General features: G+C 66.8%; 16 protein-coding genes. 10 read left to right on the top strand and 6 right to left on the bottom strand.

Translation table 11 applies throughout. The annotated features are described in order from the left end of the window. The first annotated feature begins 5 nt into the window (after window positions 1–5). From AB4Y63_RS15175 to fgd, 4 genes are all read left to right on the top strand, one after another. Window positions 6–1,124, top strand: a complete 1,119-nt coding sequence (locus AB4Y63_RS15175) for a bifunctional 2-methylcitrate synthase/citrate synthase (protein WP_441791901.1) — start codon at window positions 6–8, stop codon at window positions 1,122–1,124. Between the two features lie 401 nt (window positions 1,125–1,525). Continuing rightward, window positions 1,526–2,404 (top strand): DUF4097 family beta strand repeat-containing protein, encoded by an 879-nt coding sequence (locus AB4Y63_RS15170; protein WP_441791900.1) that lies wholly within the window; start codon window positions 1,526–1,528, stop codon window positions 2,402–2,404. Next, window positions 2,401–3,009, top strand: a complete 609-nt coding sequence (locus AB4Y63_RS15165; RefSeq protein WP_441791899.1) for a PadR family transcriptional regulator — start codon at window positions 2,401–2,403, stop codon at window positions 3,007–3,009. Before AB4Y63_RS15170 ends, AB4Y63_RS15165 begins: the two co-directional genes overlap by 4 nt. Window positions 3,010–3,120: 111 nt before the next feature. Continuing rightward, a complete protein-coding gene (fgd, locus tag AB4Y63_RS15160) occupies window positions 3,121–4,125 on the top strand; it encodes a glucose-6-phosphate dehydrogenase (coenzyme-F420) (protein ID WP_441792041.1) in 1,005 nt (334 codons plus the stop codon). Between the two features lie 81 nt (window positions 4,126–4,206). Here fgd and AB4Y63_RS15155 read toward each other — a convergent pair whose 3' ends face one another. Then, window positions 4,207–4,488: a hypothetical protein gene (locus AB4Y63_RS15155; RefSeq protein WP_441791898.1), complete on the bottom strand. Its 282-nt coding sequence runs from the start codon at window positions 4,486–4,488 to the stop codon at window positions 4,207–4,209. A gap of 56 nt (window positions 4,489–4,544) precedes the next feature. Here AB4Y63_RS15155 and AB4Y63_RS15150 point away from each other — a divergent pair, with 56 nt between their 5' ends. Together AB4Y63_RS15150 and AB4Y63_RS15145 are read left to right on the top strand one after the other, a co-directional pair. Then, on the top strand, window positions 4,545–4,994 hold the full coding sequence (locus AB4Y63_RS15150; protein ID WP_441791897.1) for a MarR family winged helix-turn-helix transcriptional regulator: 450 nt from the start codon (window positions 4,545–4,547) through the stop codon (window positions 4,992–4,994). Between the two features lie 147 nt (window positions 4,995–5,141). Beyond that, window positions 5,142–7,301, top strand: coding sequence for an APC family permease (locus AB4Y63_RS15145; RefSeq protein WP_441791896.1), 2,160 nt, complete (start codon window positions 5,142–5,144; stop codon window positions 7,299–7,301). Between the two features lie 130 nt (window positions 7,302–7,431). Here AB4Y63_RS15145 and AB4Y63_RS15140 read toward each other — a convergent pair whose 3' ends face one another. Next, entirely contained in the window at window positions 7,432–8,541 is a 1,110-nt protein-coding gene (locus AB4Y63_RS15140) for an NAD(P)-binding domain-containing protein (RefSeq protein WP_441791895.1), read from the bottom strand. A 132-nt stretch (window positions 8,542–8,673) separates the two neighbouring features. Between AB4Y63_RS15140 and AB4Y63_RS15135 the strand changes: the two genes are divergently transcribed. After that, complete coding sequence (locus AB4Y63_RS15135) at window positions 8,674–8,928, top strand: DUF3073 domain-containing protein (RefSeq protein ID WP_441791894.1); 255 nt, start codon at window positions 8,674–8,676, stop codon at window positions 8,926–8,928. Window positions 8,929–9,138: 210 nt separating this feature from the next. On the opposite strand, the gene purM is transcribed toward AB4Y63_RS15135, so the two are convergent. The 4 genes from purM to AB4Y63_RS15115 form a co-directional block, all read right to left on the bottom strand. Then, window positions 9,139–10,242 (bottom strand): phosphoribosylformylglycinamidine cyclo-ligase, encoded by a 1,104-nt coding sequence (purM, locus tag AB4Y63_RS15130; protein WP_441791893.1) that lies wholly within the window; start codon window positions 10,240–10,242, stop codon window positions 9,139–9,141. Next, window positions 10,239–11,828 (bottom strand): amidophosphoribosyltransferase, encoded by a 1,590-nt coding sequence (gene purF, locus AB4Y63_RS15125; protein WP_441791892.1) that lies wholly within the window; start codon window positions 11,826–11,828, stop codon window positions 10,239–10,241. The genes purM and purF overlap by 4 nt, the downstream gene beginning before the upstream one ends. Window positions 11,829–11,840: 12 nt before the next feature. Further along, window positions 11,841–12,251, bottom strand: a complete 411-nt coding sequence (locus tag AB4Y63_RS15120) for a hypothetical protein (protein WP_441791891.1) — start codon at window positions 12,249–12,251, stop codon at window positions 11,841–11,843. A gap of 138 nt (window positions 12,252–12,389) precedes the next feature. Continuing rightward, window positions 12,390–14,774: an HtaA domain-containing protein gene (locus tag AB4Y63_RS15115; RefSeq protein ID WP_441791890.1), complete on the bottom strand. Its 2,385-nt coding sequence runs from the start codon at window positions 14,772–14,774 to the stop codon at window positions 12,390–12,392. A gap of 248 nt (window positions 14,775–15,022) precedes the next feature. Here AB4Y63_RS15115 and AB4Y63_RS15110 point away from each other — a divergent pair, with 248 nt between their 5' ends. The 3 genes from AB4Y63_RS15110 to AB4Y63_RS15100 are packed head-to-tail and all read left to right on the top strand — an operon-like array spanning window position 15,023 to window position 18,106. Beyond that, window positions 15,023–16,168, top strand: coding sequence for a heme/hemin ABC transporter substrate-binding protein (locus AB4Y63_RS15110; protein WP_441791889.1), 1,146 nt, complete (start codon window positions 15,023–15,025; stop codon window positions 16,166–16,168). Further along, window positions 16,161–17,327, top strand: a complete 1,167-nt coding sequence (locus AB4Y63_RS15105; RefSeq protein ID WP_441791888.1) for a FecCD family ABC transporter permease — start codon at window positions 16,161–16,163, stop codon at window positions 17,325–17,327. The genes AB4Y63_RS15110 and AB4Y63_RS15105 overlap by 8 nt, the downstream gene beginning before the upstream one ends. Then, a complete protein-coding gene (locus AB4Y63_RS15100) occupies window positions 17,324–18,106 on the top strand; it encodes a heme ABC transporter ATP-binding protein (RefSeq protein ID WP_441791887.1) in 783 nt (260 codons plus the stop codon). The genes AB4Y63_RS15105 and AB4Y63_RS15100 overlap by 4 nt, the downstream gene beginning before the upstream one ends. The last annotated feature ends 27 nt before the right edge of the window (window positions 18,107–18,133 follow it).

Below are 18,133 nucleotides of genomic sequence, written 5' to 3'. Positions count from 1 at the left end.
TAGAAATGACAGTGACGTCAGACATTCGCAAGGGACTGAACGGTGTGGTCGTCGACTACACCGCGATCTCCAAGGTCAACCCGGAGACGAACTCGCTGCTCTACCGCGGCTATCCGGTGCAGGAGCTTGCCGCGGGGTGCTCGTTCGAGGAGGTCGCCTACTTGCTCTGGCACGGCGAGCTGCCGAGCGCCGAGGAGCTTGCCGCGTTCGTGGCCGAGGAGCGTTCGCTCCGTGCGCTCAGCCCCGCGGTCAAAGCCGTGATCGACCTGACCCCGCTGACGGCGCATCCGATGGATGTCGTGCGCACGGCGGTCAGCCTGATCGGCGCGAGCGACCCGGATGCCGAGAACGACAGCCGGGTGTCGAACCTCGGCAAGTCTCTGCGCCTGTTCGCGCAGCTTCCGGCGATCGTCGCGTATGACCAGCGTCGCCGCCGCGGTCAGGAGCTGATCGCGCCGCGGGACGACCTCGACTACTCGTCGAACTTCTTGTTCATGACATTCGGGGAGGTGCCCGCGCCGGCCGTCGTCGACGCATTCCGCGTGTCGATGGTGCTCTACGCCGAGCACTCGTTCAATGCCTCAACCTTCACCGCGCGAGTGATCACCTCGACCCTGTCCGATCTGTATTCGGCGGTGACCGGTGCGATCGGTGCGCTCAAGGGGCCACTACACGGTGGCGCCAATGAGGCCGTGATGCACATCTTCGATGAGATCGGTGATGCGGCGTCGGCGACCGGATGGCTGGAAGGCGCGCTCACCGAGAAGCGCAAGATCATGGGATTCGGGCACCGGGTCTACAAAGACGGCGACTCCCGTGTGCCGACGATGAAGACCGCGCTCGACACCCTGATCGAGCACTACGACCGGCCGGCGCTGCTCTCGCTCTACACAACGCTCGAACTGGCGATGACCGAACGCAAGGGCATCCTGCCGAACCTCGACTACCCGTCGGGGCCGGCCTATCACCTGATGGGTTTCGACACCGCGGCGTTCACGCCGCTGTTCGTGGCGGCCCGGATCACCGGCTGGACCGCGCACATCATGGAGCAGCTGGAGTCGAACGCACTGATCCGCCCGCTGAGCGCCTACAACGGGGTCGATGAGCGGCACCTGGCGCGCTAGCACTCGACACAGGAGGCGCGCGGGTCGACCCCAGCGCTGACCTGCCGCGCGTGCGCTCACATCGTCGCCTTCGCCGCGGCGACGCGACGTTTGAGGCGCACGCGCGAGGCTGGCGGATGACTCGACCGCCGGCACTCGCGAGCCCAAATCAGGAGCGGAGTGCGTGTCGCGCCGAAATTCAGCCCGGCTGACGCATTTCGGCACCGCGACACACCTCCACTCCTGAATTCGGTACCCCACCCGGCCGGGCAACGACGAATTCTGCGAACACCTTGCGCTCGGGCAAGACGCGATATATCGTGAGATTTACGGAACGCGATATATCGCGTCATCGACAATTCAGAACTCAGATTCAGACCCGAGATTTCGGCATCCGTGCTGGTGCCCCGAAGGAGCAGACAATGACACTCGAAAAGTGGCTGGTGACGCCCGGCCAGACGAAAATCATCGACATCGAACTGGTACGCCACCTGAAGGTCAGCCTGATCGCCGGCCGAGTTGATGTGATCGGGCACGACGAGCCCGGAGCCCGCGTGACCGTGCACAGCGTCAGCGGCAAAGACCTCAAGATCTCGATGGACGGCGACCTGCTCGAAATCGATCACCCGCAACTGCGCTGGGACAACTTCATTGAGGTCTTCAGCTCGTTCCGCGGATCGGCGCGCGCCGACGTGAGCATCATGGTGCCGCGCGATATCGCACTGAAGTTCGGCGTCATCTCCGCCGACGCCCTCGTCTCCGGGCTCGCCAACGACGCACGCATCAGCACGGTCACCGGTGACGTGGTGATCGACGGCAGCACCGGCGCTCTCGAACTGAACAGCGTGAGCGGCGAGCTTTCGGTGCGCAGCCACACGGGCGACATTTCAGCGCACACGGTCTCCGGCGACGTGACGGTGAGCGGAAACATCCGTCGCTTCAGCGTCGACGGCGTCTCGGGCAACGTCTTCGTCGACATCGACGGCGTGCCCGACCGCATCAACACCAACTCGGTCAGCGGAAATCTGACCGTGCGCCTCGGTGCCGACGTTCCGGCCCGCTACCGCATCAACACCGTCTCCGGCACGCTGCAACTCGACGACCGCACCGTGCGCGGCACGCTCGGCAAAGGCTTCGACAGCAGCATCGGCGACCTCTCGGGCAGCTGGCTCGAACTCAACGCGAAGTCGGTCTCCGGCGACGTCTCGGTGGTGCGCCGCGCCGACAGCAGCGGGCAGAATTCCCCGACGGATGCCTCGCACGACGCGTCGACCTTCGGCGAGGAAGGAGCGTCGGAATGACTCCCCCGGTCTTTTCCCACGGCAGCCTCCGGCTCTACCTGCTCAGCCTGTTGGCCGAGCAGCCGCGCCACGGCTACGAACTGATCCAGGCACTGAGCGACCGCTTCGGCGGAACCTACAGCCCGAGCGCAGGAACCATCTACCCCCGGCTCGCCAAGCTCGAGGAAGAGGGTCTTGTCACGAAGGTCTCCGACGGCCGCAAGACCGTCTATGAGATCACCGAGGCGGGCCGGGCCGAGCTGGCCGCCCGGGAGGGCGACCTGTTCGCGATCGAGAACGAGTTGACCGATTCGGTGCGTCGCCTGGCCGACGAAGTGCGCTCCGGTGTCAATGCGGCGATGAAGAGCCTGCGGGCCGATCTCGCCTCTGCGGCCCGCGAGGCCAAGTCCGAGTCGAAAAACTCGGCCAACGAGTCCAACCTCCACACCGAGTCAAACCGTGCGCTCCACGAAGCCGACATGGTGCTGAACGAGTTCCGGCAGCAGTTGCGCGCCGACCTGCGCACCGCCGCCTACCGTTCGCGGGTTCCCGCCGACACCGTCTCTGAGCTGCGACGCCAGCTCGATGCGGTGCGCGCCAGCATCCTGGCCTCGATCACACGCTGAACCACGAGGCCGGCCCGCTGCTCAACTGAGCAAATTTCCAGGCGGAATGCCTGGTGAGAAGGCGGGCCGGCGTCGGCTGCGAATAGGATCGCAGTGACAAGTGGAGGCACCGTGTTGAAATTGGGCTTGAAGGCATCGGCTGAACAGTTTGGGCCGCGCGATCTCGTAGAACTGGGCGTCATGGCCGAGGAACACGGGCTCGACAGCGTGACCGTGAGCGACCATTTCCAGCCCTGGCGGCACGTCGGCGGGCACGCCCCGTTCTCGCTGGCCTGGATGACAGCCGTCGGCGAGCGCACGAAGCGTGTGCAGATCGGCACCTCGGTGCTCACCCCGACCTTCCGGTACAACCCGGCGGTGATCGCCCAGGCCTTCGCCACCATGGGCTGCCTCTACCCGGGGCGCATCCTGCTCGGCGTCGGCACCGGCGAGGCACTGAACGAGATCGCGACCGGCTACACCGGCGACTGGCCCGAGTTCAAGGAGCGCTTCGCCCGGCTGCGCGAGTCGGTCGACCTGATGCGCCAGCTCTGGGTCGGCGATCGCGTCGACTTCGAGGGCGAGTACTACACCACGAAGGGCGCGTCGATCTACGACGTTCCGGATGGTGGGATCCCGGTTTACATCGCCGCCGGCGGCCCCCTCGTCGCCCGCTACGCCGGCCGTGCCGGCGACGGATTCATCTGCACCTCCGGCAAGGGCATGGAGCTCTACACCGAGCAGCTGCTTCCTGCCGTCGCCGAGGGCGCCGAGAAGGCCGGACGCGACGCATCCGCCATTGACCGGATGATCGAGATCAAGATCTCCTACGACACCGACCGCGAACTGGCACTCGAAAACACCCGTTTCTGGGCGCCGCTCTCACTCACCCCGGAGCAGAAGCACTCGATCGAAGACCCGATCGAGATGGAGGCCGCGGCCGACGCGCTGCCGATCGAGCAGGTCGCGAAGCGCTGGATCGTCTCGTCAGATCCCGACGAAGCGGTGGCGCTGATCAAGCCGTACCTCGACGCGGGCCTCAACCACCTGGTCTTCCACTCCCCTGGCCACGACCAGAAGCGCTTCCTCGAGCTGTTCGAGCGCGACCTGGCGCCGCGTCTGCGCGCGCTGGCGTAACTCCAAGGCTGCGGCGCGGGTCGAAAACCGCTACGCGCGTTGAACCCAACGCGCGTGACGGCGTTCGACCCGCGTGACGCGCTACCCCGCCTCGAGCGCCTTCCGGCGTTCCGCCGCCTGCTCCGGCGTCGGGTGATAGATCTGCGTGCGCTCCCCCGAGCGATCGATCTCGTGCACGCTCATCAGCTCGCCACACATCGGGCAGACCGACTGCGCCTTCGCGGCGCGCACCTCGGCCTCCGGCTCGTCGGTGTACGGGCCGAGCGGCGGCGGCCCGATCCACGGAAAGAGCGTGCGGTTGACCCACGCCGTGAGTCCGCCGGCTTTGCGTCCGGCGCCCGAAGAATTTGTCGTTCGTGCCATAATGATTAGTGTACTAAGTAATACTGAGAGTCGCGAATCACGAAACTGGAGGGGCAATGCCCACTGACGCGCCCAACCTGCTCCAGCTCGAAGAGCAGGTCTGCTTCGCCCTGGCCATCGCCTCGCGCAGCGTCAACGCGATCTACCGCCCGATCCTGGAGCCCTACGGCCTCACCCACCCGCAGTACCTCGTGATGCTGGCCCTCTGGGAGCGCAGCCCCCGCTCGGTCAAAGACCTCGGCTCCGCCCTGCAACTCGAGCCGGCCACCCTCTCCCCGCTGCTCAAGCGACTGGAGAGTACCGGCCTCGTCTCCCGCGAACGCAGCAGCATCGACGAGCGGATGCTCGACATCTCGCTGACCGACCTCGGGGTGAGACTGCGAGCAGAAGCTGAGAGCATCCCGCCACGCATCATCGACCAGCTGGGCATGAGCATCGACGAACTCGCCACTCTGCGGAGCGCCCTCTGGCGGGTCATCGGCGCGGCTCAAGCGACGGGCGAGTAACACCCGGCCGAAAGCAAGCGGGGGAATCCCTCCGGCGTGCCTGGCCGTTTCGCCTTTGGCGCGCCGTGCACGGTGGTCACAATCGATACCCGAGTTGTTATCAATTCCGTACTTTCTCGGAGTTTGAGTGGAGTAGTGTCGTCCCTCGTGACAAAAGAGGCATCTACTCCACCCAGTGAAAACCGGTCGCCCAAACGGTGGATCATCGGTGACCCACTCCCGAGCGAACACCTCGAGGGTCAGCTGCTGGGCAAGCGCCTCGCGCTCCCGATTTTCGCCAGTGACGCACTGTCGAGCGTCGCCTACGCGCCGCAAGAACTGATGATGATCCTGACCATCGGCGGCCTGGCGATGCTCAGCTTCACCCCGTGGGTGGGTGCCGCCGTCGTCGTGCTCATGCTCGTCGTCGTCGCGTCGTACCGCCAGCTGATCAAGGCCTACCCCTCTGGTGGCGGCGACTACGAGGTCGCCTCGAAGAACATCGGCGAGAAGGCCGGCCTGGTGGTGGCATCCGCCCTGCTCGTCGACTATGTGATGACCGTCGTCGTGTCGATTGCCAGCGGTGTCGACAACATCATCTCGGCGTTCCCGGAGCTGGCTCCGCTCAGGGTGGAGATGGCCGTCGTCTTCGTGGTCATTCTCGCCGCGGCCAACCTGCGTGGCATTCGAGAGTCGAGCACGGCGTTCGCCCTTCCGACCTACCTCTTCATCGCCACCGCCGGACTGCTCGTCATCGTCGGCCTCGCGCGCACGGTGATGGGTGACCCTCCTGTCGCGGAGTCAGCCAGCTACGGCGTACAGGCCGAGAATCTCGGCCAGGCGGCGTTCATCCTGCTGCTGCTGCGCTCGTTCGCCAGCGGATGTAGCGCCCTGACCGGTGTCGAGGCCATCGCCAACGGTGTTCCGGCCTTCCGCCGCCCGAAGATCAAGAACGCGCAGAAGACCCTCGTCTTGATGGGCGGCATCGCCGTCACACTGTTCATCGGGCTGACCACACTTGCTCTTGTCTCGGGCGTTCACTACGCCGAGAACCCCTGCGATCTGATTGGCTGGACCGACTGCGCCACCTCGCCGCAACGCAGCCTGATCGCCCAGATCGGGGCGGCGACGTTCGGCAACAACACGATCCTGTTCTATGTGCTGCAGGCTGCCACGGCCGCCGTGCTGTTGCTGGCCGCCAACACGGCGTTCAACGGCTTCCCGCTGCTCGGCTCGGTGTTGGCGAAGGACTCCTACGCCCCCAAGTCGCTGAGCACCCGCGGCGACCGCCTGATCTACTCGAACGGCGTGCTGCTGCTCGCCCTCGCCGCCTGCCTGATCCTGATCGTCTTCCAGGCCAACCTGACGGTACTGATTCAGCTCTACATCATCGGCGTTTTCGTGTCATTCACGCTCGGCCAAACCGGCATGGTGCGCCACTGGCTCGCCCTGCTGAAGACGAATCCGCCGAACCGCGCCTCCATCATCGGCAGCCTGACGATCAACGGCTTCGGCGCCATGCTCACCTTCGTGGTGCTGATCGTCGTCACCATCACCAAGTTCACCCACGGCGCCTGGCTCGTGTTCGTGTTGATGCCGGTGCTGTTCATCCTGATGCTCGGCGTCAACCGCTACTACCGGGATGTCGCCAAGGAGATCGAGGTCGACCCCGTCACCACCTTCGGCTCGCAGGGTGACCACGCCATCGTGCTCGTCGGCAAAATGCAGAAGCCCACCCTGAAAGCGTTGGACTACGCGATCGCCGCACGGCACGAAAGTATCGAGGCCGTGCACGTGTCGATCGACGACGAGGAGACGAAGCAGCTCAAGCGCGACTGGGTGAAACAGAACATCCAGGTGCCTCTGCGCGTCGTCGAGTCGCCCTACCGCGACATCAGCTACCCGCTGATCAACTACGTCAAGGAACACCGCGCCGCGCACGGTTCAGAAGTCGTCACCATCTACACGCCGATCTACATCGTCGGACACTGGTGGGAGAACCTGCTGCACAACCACAAGGCGCGTCGCATCCGTCAGAAGCTGATGCTCGTGCACGGCGTGACGATCGCGCTCGTGCCGTGGCTGCTCGACTCGTCTGAGCTGATCTACGGGCGTCGGTCACGGCCGATTCCCGGCCAGGATCGCCGTGGCGAGCCGGTGCGTCCTCGCCCGATCCCGCGGAAGCCCCTGGCACCCGCGGCGGTTGCGACACCGGGTGAGTACAAGCCGGGTGAGCACAAGGCGAGTGAACAGAAGGCGGCACCGGTCGTGGCCGGACCGCCACCGCAGTCGCGCCCGTCGGCATCCCGCAGGCGCAAGCGCAAGTAGGGATCACCAACTCTCAGCTTGAGTCGTTCCGGCGATCGAGCTTGTCGAGATCCAGAGAGCCGAACCTCAAACGCACCCCGCGATCGGAGGTTGGCAGACGTGGTCTCGACAAGCTCGACCAACGTGTCTGTTAGAGCAGCGCCACAATCTGCCGCGCGATCATGCGACCGGCCCGGTTCGCACCGATGGTGCTCGCCTGCGGGCCGTAGCCGGCCAAGAAGATGCGCGGGTCGGTCCAGGATGCCCCGGCGCCGACGGTCAGCCCGCCCGCCTTCTCCCGCAGCTTGAGCGGCGCGAGGTGGCGCAGTTCCGGCCGGAATCCCGACGCCCAGATGATCGCATCCGCTTCGGTGAAGCTGCCATCTGACCAGCGCACCCCGTTCGGTTCGATCGCGGTGAAGATGGGGCGGGCGACAAGGAGACCGCGTTCGATGCCGGCGGCGATGCGGCGACTGACGGGCACACCCGTTCCGCTGACGATGCTCGGCAGGGCCCGGCCGCTACGGGCCGCCTCATCCTGGGCGGCAACGGCTGCCGAGGCGCCCTCCAGGTCGAGCTCTTCGGTGTGCACCCAGTCGATCGGGCGACGGGCCGCCCAGGTCAGTTCGGCAGCGACATTTTCGAGTTCGAGGAGGAAGCCGATCGCCGACGTTCCGCCACCCACCACGACGACCCGCTGACCGGCGAACTCCTCCGCCGATCGATACTGCGCCGTGTGCACATGGCGGCCGGCGAAGGTGTTCGCGCCGGGATAGTAGGGAACGAACGGAGCACCCCAGGTGCCGGTCGCGTTCACCAGCAGCCGAGCAGTCGTCTCGCGCTCACCGTATTCGGGAGTCGGCGACGTCGACGCCACCACGAGGTCAGCACGGCGGTTGAAAACGGACGTCACGGCGACCGGGCGCTCCACCCGCAGCTCGAAGTGCTCCTCATAGCGACGGTAGTAGTCGGCAACGACATCCCTCGCCGGCAGGGAGCGGTCGGCCGTGTCAAAGCTGATGCCCAACTCGGCCATACCGGGAAGGTCATTGACGTGGTGTGCCGTGCCGAGGCGCAGCGAATCCCACCGGTGCTGCCAGGCGCCGCCGGCGTCTGGCCCGCGGTCGAAGATCACGAAATCCCGGCCGGCAACCATCTCGAAACGCCGCAAATAGTAGGCGACGGAGAGTCCGGCTTGGCCCGCGCCGATGATCACGACGGGCACACTTTGCTCGCTCGCCACCACTCCCCTATCGCTCACATTGAGATTCGCACCACTGCCGCAGGGCAACGGGCCCACCATGCTAAACTAGCGGTTAGTTTTCATACATTCGGTTCGGTAAATCCCAAGTGGCATCGCCTCACTTGGCCTGGCATCGTAAGGGGGTCACGCATGGGGCGCGGCCGTCAAAAAGCAAAGCACACCAAGGTTGCCCGTGAGTTGAAGTATTTCAGCCCGGACACCAACTACAACGCGCTTGAGCGTGAGCTCACGGGGCATCCTTCCGACGACCCTCGCATCGGTGAAAGCCGAATCGGCGAAGATCGGTTGGACGAAGACCTGGCCAAGTGGCCGGAGTACGAGCCGGCCGAGTCTGACGACTATGTCGACCACTACGCCCCCGAAGACGAGCAAAAGCGCGCGTAGTCGGTACTATCGCCGATTCGGCGAGATATCGACCTGGTTCATTGCCGCACAGCCGAGCGTCGCAGCGAATGCAGCGACGCTCGGCTTTCGGCGACCCATTTTTGGATGGGCCCGAAGCTGACGCGAGGCCCGACACGGAATGCGCCGAGCCTCGCGTGAGGCGGTGTCTGTTCGAGACAGCGTCTGCCTGAGACGTCGCCTGTCGGAGGACTAGACCGCGAACGAACCGGTCAGGCGCACGGCGCCGCCGTTGACGCCCTTGGCACCCTGTTCGAATCCGGTGAAATCGCGCACTTCGGTGGAGACGCGCCCGGCAACCCAGGAGGGGATGCCATCGGCCTCCAGCAGAGCGATGACCGCGGGCGCGGCATCCGCCCTGACGACGGCGAACATGCCGATGCCGAGGTTCCAGGTGCCCTCAGAGCTTTCGAGCGTCGAACCGGCCATGTCGCTGAGCACCCGGAAGACCGGCAACGGCGACCAGGTGGAGCGCTCCAGTTCGGCCCAGGAGCCGAGGGGCAGAACACGGGCGAGGTTGGCCGCAATGCCGCCGCCGGTGACGTGGCTGAGCGAGTGTACGGCTCCGGCCAGGCTCGGCTCGGCCAGCACGCGCAGCAACGGCGCGGTGTAGAGGCGGGTGGGCTCGAGCAGCACTTCACCGACGAGGCCGCCGAGTTCGGCGGAGGTGTCGGTGAAGGCAACGCCGCGCTCGGCCAGGATGTGGCGAACGAGGGAGAAGCCATTGGAGTGCAGGCCGGACGACGCCATGGCGATGACGATGTCACCATGCTCGACGCGGTCGGCGCCGAGCACCTCGTCGGCCTCGACGGCTCCGGTGGCCGCGCCGGCCACGTCGTAGTCGTCGGGTCCGAGCAGGCCCGGGTGTTCCGCCGTCTCGCCGCCGACGAGCGCGGTGCCGGTGGCGGCACAGGCGGTCGCGATTCCGGCCACGATCGAGGCGATGCGTTCAGGAACGACCTTGCCGCAAGCGATGTAGTCGGTCATGAAGAGGGGGCGGGCACCGACCACGATGATGTCATCGACGACCATGCCCACGAGGTCCTGGCCGATGGTGTCGTGCTTGTCGATGGCCTGCGCGATCGCGACCTTCGTGCCGACGCCATCGGTGGAGGTGGCGAGCAGCGGCCGGCGGAAGCTGGTCAGGAACGAGACGTCGTAGAGGCCGGCGAAACCACCGAAGCCGCCCTGAACCTCGGGTCCGTGAGTGCGGCTGACGGCCGCCTTCATCAGTTCGACGGCGAGGTCGCCTGCGGTGGTGTCGACGCCGGCTGCGGCGTATGAAGCGTTGCTCATTCTTGTCTTCCTGGATCGCCGATGGAACGCACGGGTGCGCCGGGGGTTGAAACGGTGAGGGAGGGGGCCACCTCGAGCACCGACTCGAACTCCGCGTCGGGGCCGGGGTCGCATCCGTTTGATGCCGGCTGACGCTCGAGCAGGTTCTTGCCGAGGTGCTGCGAATCGGGCAGCGGAATCGGGTATTCGCCCGTGAAGCACGCCGTGCAGAGGCGCTCGCGCGGCTGCTCGGTCGAGGCGATCATGCCGTCTTCTGAGAGGTAACCGAGCGAGTCGGCCCCAATCGCCTGACGCACCTCGTCGACACCGAGGCCGGTTGCGATGAGTTCGGCCCGCGACGCGAAGTCGATGCCGTAGAAGCACGGCCAGGTGATGGGCGGGCTCGAGATGCGCACGTGCACCTCGGCGGCGCCGGCCTCGCGCAACATGTTGACCAGGGCGCGCTGGGTGTTACCGCGCACGATCGAGTCGTCGACGACGATCAAACGCTTGCCCTTGATGACCTCTTTGAGCGGGTTGAGCTTGAGCTTGATGCCCCGCTGACGGATGGTTTCCGAGGGCTGAATGAAGGTGCGGCCGACGTAGGAGTTCTTGACAAGACCCTGGCCGAACGGGATGCCGGAGGCCTGGGCGTAACCGATGGCCGCCGGGGTTCCCGACTCAGGAGTCGGGATGACAAGGTCGGCCTCGACCGGATGCTCGGCCGCGAGCTTGCGACCCATCTCAACGCGAGCCTCGTGCACGCCACGACCGGCGATGGTGGTGTCGGGGCGGGCGAGGTAGACGTATTCGAAGACGCAGCCGGCAGGCTTGGACTCGGCGAACCGCTGCGTGCGCAGGCCGTTCTCGTCGATGGTGATCAGCTCACCCGGCTCGACCTCGCGCACAAAGCTGGCGCCGACGATGTCGAGGGCAGCGGTCTCGGAGGCGACGACCCAGCCGCGCTCGAGGCGGCCGAGCACCAGCGGGCGAACGCCCTGTGGGTCGCGGGCGGCGTAGAGGGTGGACTCGTCCATGAAGACCAGGCAGTAGGCGCCGCGCAGGCGCGGCAGCACTTCGAGAGCGGTCTGCTCGAGCGTGTGCTCCTTATCGCCGATGAGCAGCGCGGTGATGACCGCCGTGTCGGTGGTGTTTCCGCGACGCAGCTCGCCGTCAGCTTCGGGGTAGCGCTCGTGCACGAGCTGCATCAGCTCGGCGGTGTTCGTCAGATTGCCGTTGTGGCCGAGGGCGACGGTGCCGCTGGTCGTGCGGCCGAGAGTCGGCTGCGCGTTCTGCCAGCTCGACGATCCGGTCGTCGAGTAGCGCGTGTGCCCGACGGCGATGTGCCCGAGGAGCGTGCTCAGCGCCGACTCGTTGAAGACCTGGGAGACGAGTCCCATGTCTTTGTAGATGAGGATCTTGCTGCCGTCGCTCGTGGCGATACCAGCCGATTCCTGGCCGCGGTGCTGCAGCGCGTAGAGGCCGAAGTAGCTGAGCTTCGCCACCTCTTCGCCGGGAGCCCAGACACCGAAGACTCCACAGGCATCCTGCGGCCCCTTCTCACCGGGAAGAAGATCGTGACTTAACAGTCCGTCGCCACCAGGCACGCCGCAGCCCCTTTACTCTGAGTTTTCGTTGGAAGAACGGCTGCTGTGGTCAGCATCCGGGGCCGGATCGGCGGGTGTAGCTTTTTCAACGATCTTGTCGACGACGACGGTGCGCGAGCGGCCGACGCGGTCGAGAATGAGGGCGACGAGCGAGCCGAGGGCGACGCCAAAGGTCACGCCGGCCAGCAGCAGAAACCCGAAAACCTGGGTTTTGCCGAAGTCGGGGTTGTCGGGGAATGCGACAGTGAGCACGAAGGCGACGACGGCGCCGATGATCGCGCCGACCAACATGAAGTTGAAGTAGCGCGGGGAGCGATGCACCAGAGCGGTGGTCTCAGTCACGACCGGCTCACCGGATTCGGGAGCCGTGTGATCGGGTTCGTTGGGGGTGTCGGGCTGTGCTGGCTGTTCTGCAGAACTCACGGTTCTATTGTCGCATGAGTGTCGCCTGCGCTGGGGCCGTCGCTGGGGCCGTCGAAACCGGACGGGCCGGCCGCAGACAGCAGCGCCCCGGCTCCCCCGCAAGTGCGGGAGGGGCCGGGGCGAGCGTGCCGTACGGGGCTACTTCGTCGAGCGGCCGGCGATCACGCTGCGACGGAACAGGATCGCGAGCACGATGACGGCGGCGAGAAGCACCGCAATGATGCTCCAGAGCAGCCAGTTGGACTGGTCAACATTGGCCGCAGGAACTGCGGAGACCGGCGTCGCCTCGTCAGCGCGTTCAAGATTCGTCACAGCGGCAACCCCTTCCGCACAGTCGGGCGCCAGGGCGAACGTGGCACTCACCGGGTCGAACGCCTCGCCGGCCGGATAGGTTCCAAACGCTGCGGAACCCGCCGCGGTCAGTGTCGCCGGAACGTTGCGGAGCGTAACCGTCTGAGTCGGTGACGCCCCCTCGGCTGTCACGACGGTCGGGGCGGATGCGGCCAGGTCGAGCTGCACAAAACGCACTCCAGCGGCATCCACTGCTTCACCCATCTGAGTGCTGCCGCTGACGTCGACGACGAGGTAGGCGGTTGCCGCATCGACGAACTCGAGACGAGGGTTCCCGATTTTCGTGTCGAGGATGCCCTCGTGCCCGGTGAAGCGCACGTCGCCGCCCCAGGAAACGAGGCCGGTTGAGGCTGCCGAGTCGATGGCCCCGGTTCCCCCGGTCCAACCGAACTGTCCGTCGGCATAGGTCGTTCCGCCGCCGAGAACCCAGTCACCATTGGCGATGGCGCCGGTGAGGTAGCTGCGGAACCCTTCCTTGAAGCCCCAGCTGAGCGTCGCGGCCGACACGGTGCATCCGGCCGCCACTGTGACGGGCGGCTGCTCAGTGACAACTGCGGGTTTCGTCGAGGCGAAGACGGCCCGACTGATGGTTCCCTGCTCGCCGGCTGGGGCAGCGCCGACGGCACCGATCGTGAAGCTGAGCGGTGCGAGTGCGGTTCCGGCGGCATAGAAGCCTTGGAACGCGGTGGCGCCGGCACTGGTCAAGGTGACCGGGGCATCCGTCACGGTGAACGCGCCATTCTGCATCGCGCTCCGAGCCGCAAGATTCACCGTGCCGAGGTCAACCCGGCTTCCGTTGACTGTGATCTGGAAGACGCCGCTCGTTGCCGAATCGATGCGCACGGTCGGGGAGGAGAAGTTGAGGTCGAGGATGCCGCCGTGCCCAACGAAACGCACGGCGCCGGCGTAATTCACCGTTCCGGTCTGAGTGTCGGCGCTGTAAGAGCCGCCGGCCTGACCGAAGCGGTAGTTGCCCCCGCCCGACGTGGCGCCGTTCGAGACGCTAATGCTGCCGCGGGCGATCGGGCCGGTGATGTAGTCCTGGAACGCCTGGCTGACTCCCCAGCTGAGCGACCCGGTTGCGGGCGCCCGCGTGGAAACCGGCGGGGTTACCGGAGGCGTCACGGGCGGAACCACCGGAGGCGTCGTGGGTGTCACCGGCGGCGTGACCGGCGGGAGTGTGGTCGAGTCCGCGAAGGTGAGCGCGGTTTTCGTCTCGAACGGTGCAAACTTCGCTCCGCCGCCCGGGTAGGTGTAGATGCCGTAGTTGCCGGTGGCCGGCTCTTTGTCGTAGCCCTTCTTCACGGTCAGCGTGGTCTCGAACGTGCCGTCGGCCTTCAACTCAACCGCCCCGGCGGGCGCACCGCCCACGGTCGCCATGTTGGCAGCGAGCAAAGCCCACTTCGAGTCGCCGGTCACTCGCGTCGCTGACGCAGCGCCGGTCGACGGCTGCCAGACATCCGCGAACTTGCCGAATGCGACGTACGTGCCGGTGAACGTTCCGGCCAGCGGCGGGCGCGTGCCCGACGTCGCCGGGGCGGACGGCAAGAAACCGGTGCCACGCACGGTGACGGTCTCGCCATCCGCGTTCAGACCGGTCGTCTTCGACACCGTCACAGTCGGAACCGGGGCCGGCGTCACCGGTGGCTCGGGCGACGGCACCGGAGTCGGCGGGGCGGTGGGTTCCGGTGTGGGCTCCACAGTCGGCTCCGGCGTTGGCTCTGGCGTTGGAGGCGCAGCGAACCGCACCGGCGTGACGGTGTCCTCGCTCTTGTCAGAAATTCCGATGCCATGGGCCTTGGAGGTGTAGAAAGCGAAGCCGCCCTCGACGGGAGCCGGCACGGTCATGGTGGCGGCGAACGTGCCGTCAGTGGCCGGGACAATCACCTGGGTTCCGAGCATCTGCCCGGAAGCGGGGTAGAAGCCGGCCAGTCCGGCCGGTGCCAGCGCCAGGTAAAACCCTGGACCCACCGCCGCGAAACCGCTTCCCGAGACGGTGACCTGACCGCCGCCGACCGGGGCCTCGGTTGCGGTGACGGTCGGTGTCGCGGCTGCTTCAGCGGCGAGCGCCGGCGCTGCCGTCCCGACGGATGCACCGCCGACGAGAAGGCCGACGACAAGAGTCGCCAGTATCGTGCGGAACCGGTTCGCCGGCGGGGACGTGTGGATCATGGAACGAAAACTCCAGACATGGTGAAGTTCGCGCACGCCGACGGGCACGCCGAAGGCGCGTCGAGGGCACGCCGGCAGGAACGCCACCGGCGGGCCGCACGACCGACGACGAGCGCACCGAAAGATGCGTCGCGGCGCTGCGCGAGAACCAGAACAAGGGAAGCCCCGCCAGGTTAGGTGAGGCTATGCTTACCGTAGGGGCTGCGCGAAGATACTGTCAAGCTGAGGATAGGCTATCCTAAATAATTGTGCCCCTCTCCTCTTCGCAAAGCCGTCTGACCAGCGCTTTTTTCGCCGTCATCGTCGCCACATCTCTCGTCGGCTGCAGCGCGATCGCCACCGTCAAGCCGAGTGATTCCTCCGCTTCAAGCTCCGCTCCCGACTGCCCGGGTGCTGACGTTCCGCTTTCCGAGGTGACGGCGGCCGGCCCGCCGACATCACTGATCGGGGAATCCACCGCCTGCCTGCCCACGCGCGCCGTCGAGCCGATCGCGAAGCATCCGGCGCCGGCATTGCCCGTCACTGTGACCGACAACGATGGCAATTCCGTCACGGTGACGGATGTCGACCGCATCATCGCGATCGACCGGTCGGGCACCCTGGCCGCCACCGTCTTCGCGCTGGGGCTCGGCGACCGGGTGGTCGCCCGCGACAACTCGACGGAGTTCCCCGGCACGGCCGACCTCCCCCTGGTGACCCAGAACGGACACGAGCTCGCGGCTGAGGCGGTGCTCAGCCTGACTCCGACCCTCATCCTCACCGACCGCACGGTGGGATCGCGTGACGTGCTCACCCAGCTGCGCGAGGCGGGCATCCCGATCGTCGTGATCACGGCACAGCGCAGCATCGGTGACAACGAAATCCTGATCGATCAGGTTGCCACGGCGCTCGGCGTTCCAGAGGTCGGGCAGAAACTGAACGCACGGCTCGCCGCCGACACGGCCACCACCATCGCCGACATCGCGGCCCTGGCCCCGACCGCGGTTGCGGATCGCCCCCGCATCCTCTTTCTCTACATGCGCGGGGCGGCGAGCATCTACTACATTTTCGGGGCCGAATCCGGTGCCGATTCCCTGATCGACAGCCTCGGCGGGATCGACGTGGCCTCGGAGATCGGCTGGCAGGGGATGAAGCCGCTCACGGCGGAGGCCCTCGTCGCGACGGCGCCCGACCTGCTGCTGGTGATGACGACCGGCCTCGAATCCGTCGGCGGCGTCGACGGCCTGCTTGAGAGCATCCCGGCGATTGCGGCGACCCCGGCCGGGCAGAACCGCCGCATCGTCAACATGGCCGACGACCAGGTGCTGGCGTTCGGCCCGCGCACGCCCGAGGTTCTCGATGCCCTCGCCCGGGCCATCTACGCGCCGGGCGCGGACGGGGCAAGCCATGACTGAGACGCTCGCCGGCACGCCGCCTGATTCGGCGCAAGACTCGACGATCGGCCTGCCGCCCGGTTCGGCGCCTGCCTCGCCTCCCCTCGAGCCGAACGCCGGCCGCCGTGCGGCCCGTCGCCCTCCCGGCGCCGCCCGCCGCACGTGGCTCTACATCGGCCTCAGCTCGGCTCTTCTGCTCGTCGTGCTCGTCGCGGCCGGGAGCGGGCAGGTTCAGGTCTCCCCCGCCGACGTGATCGCCTCGATCGGGCGGGCGCTCGGCATCGACACCGCGCAGAACTCCGCCGCCCAGCTGACCGATGCCGCCCTCTGGACGATCCGCTTTCCGCGCATCGTGATGGCGCTGCTGATCGGTGCCGCCCTGGCTGCGGCCGGCCTGCTCATGCAGGCGGTTTTCGGCAACCCGCTGGCCGAGCCGAGTGTGGTGGGGGTGTCCTCAGGGGCCGCGCTCGGGGCATCCGTCAGCATCGTCTTCGGCTGGACCTTCATCGGCGAATGGACCATCGCGGCCGTCGCGTTCGTCGCCGGACTGGTGACCACGCTGGTGATCTATCTGTCCAGCCGGTCGAATGGCCGCACCGAGATCGTGACCCTGGTGCTCACCGGCATCGCGGTCAATGCGGTGGCCGGCGCCGGGCTCGCCCTGCTCACCTTTCTCGGCGACACCGGCGCGCGCGAGCAGATCGTGTTCTGGCAACTTGGCAGCCTGAACGGTGCCCGCTGGGAGCAGGTCGGGGTGATGCTGCCGTTGATCGCAGTAGGACTGATCGTGGCCTTTCTGCTCGCCCGCACGCTCGACCTGTTCTCACTCGGCGAGCGCAGCGCCCGTCACCTCGGCGTCAATGTGGAGCTCGTGCGCATCGTTGTCATCGTGATCGTGGCCCTTCTGGTCTGCGCCGCGGTCTCGTTCGCCGGGATCATCGGCTTCGTCGGCCTCGTCATTCCGCACCTCATGCGCATGATCATCGGTCCGGCCCACCTGCCGCTGCTGATCGCGAGCGTGCTCGGCGGCGCCCTGCTGCTCGTCACGGCCGATCTCGTGGCGCGCACCGCGGTTCCGATGGCCGATTTGCCGATCGGCATGCTCACCGCGCTCGTCGGCGGGCCGTTCTTCTTCTGGCTGCTGCGACGCACCCGGCAGCGCGAAGGGGGCTGGGCATGAGTGCGCCCGCTCTGGAAACGGATGCCGTCACCGTCGAGATCGACGGACGTCGCATCATCGACGCGGTCAGCTTCACCGCCCGCGCCGGCGAGGTGCATGCGTTGATCGGGCCGAACGGTGCCGGAAAATCAACCCTCCTCGGCGTGATCGCCGGCGACCAGGCGGCATCCGCCGGCGGCGTGAGAATCAACGGCCTTCCGCTGGAGGAGGTGTCGTTGCGGGAACTCGCCCGACAGCGCGCCGTGCTGCTGCAGGACCACACGGTGTTCTTCGGATTCACCGTGCGCCAGGTCGTCGAAATGGGGCGGGCCCCCTGGGCGCGCACCAGTCAGGAAGACGACGACGACTCCCTGGTAACGGCGGCGCTCTCCGCCGCCGACGTTCGGCACCTCGAGCATCGCCGCATCCCCTCGCTCTCCGGCGGCGAGCGTGCCCGGGCGGCTTTCGCCCGGGTGCTGGCACAGAACACCGGCATCCTGCTGCTCGACGAGCCGACAGCCGCGCTCGATCTCGGCCATCAGGAAGCCGTGCTGCAGGTGGCGCGCGACCGCGCCAGGGCTGGCCACGCGGTGGTCGTGGTGCTGCACGATCTGACCCTTGCCGCGGCCTGGTCCGACCGGATCACCCTGCTGGAGCAGGGGCGGGTGGTGGCCAGCGGAACCCCCGACGAGGTGCTCACCGCCGAGCGGATCAGCGCCGTCTACCGGCATCCGGTCGAGGTGATTCGGCATCCGTCGAGCGATGCACTGCTCGTGGTTCCGGTGCGACGGGCCGGCTAGCACCGTTTTTTCGCCCTGAGGGGTCGC

Origin of the sequence: Leifsonia sp. YAF41 (assembly GCF_052113185.1) — a bacterium.
Taxonomy (GTDB): Bacteria; Actinomycetota; Actinomycetes; order Actinomycetales; family Microbacteriaceae; genus Cryobacterium.
This window is presented reverse-complemented; position numbering and strand designations above follow the sequence as displayed.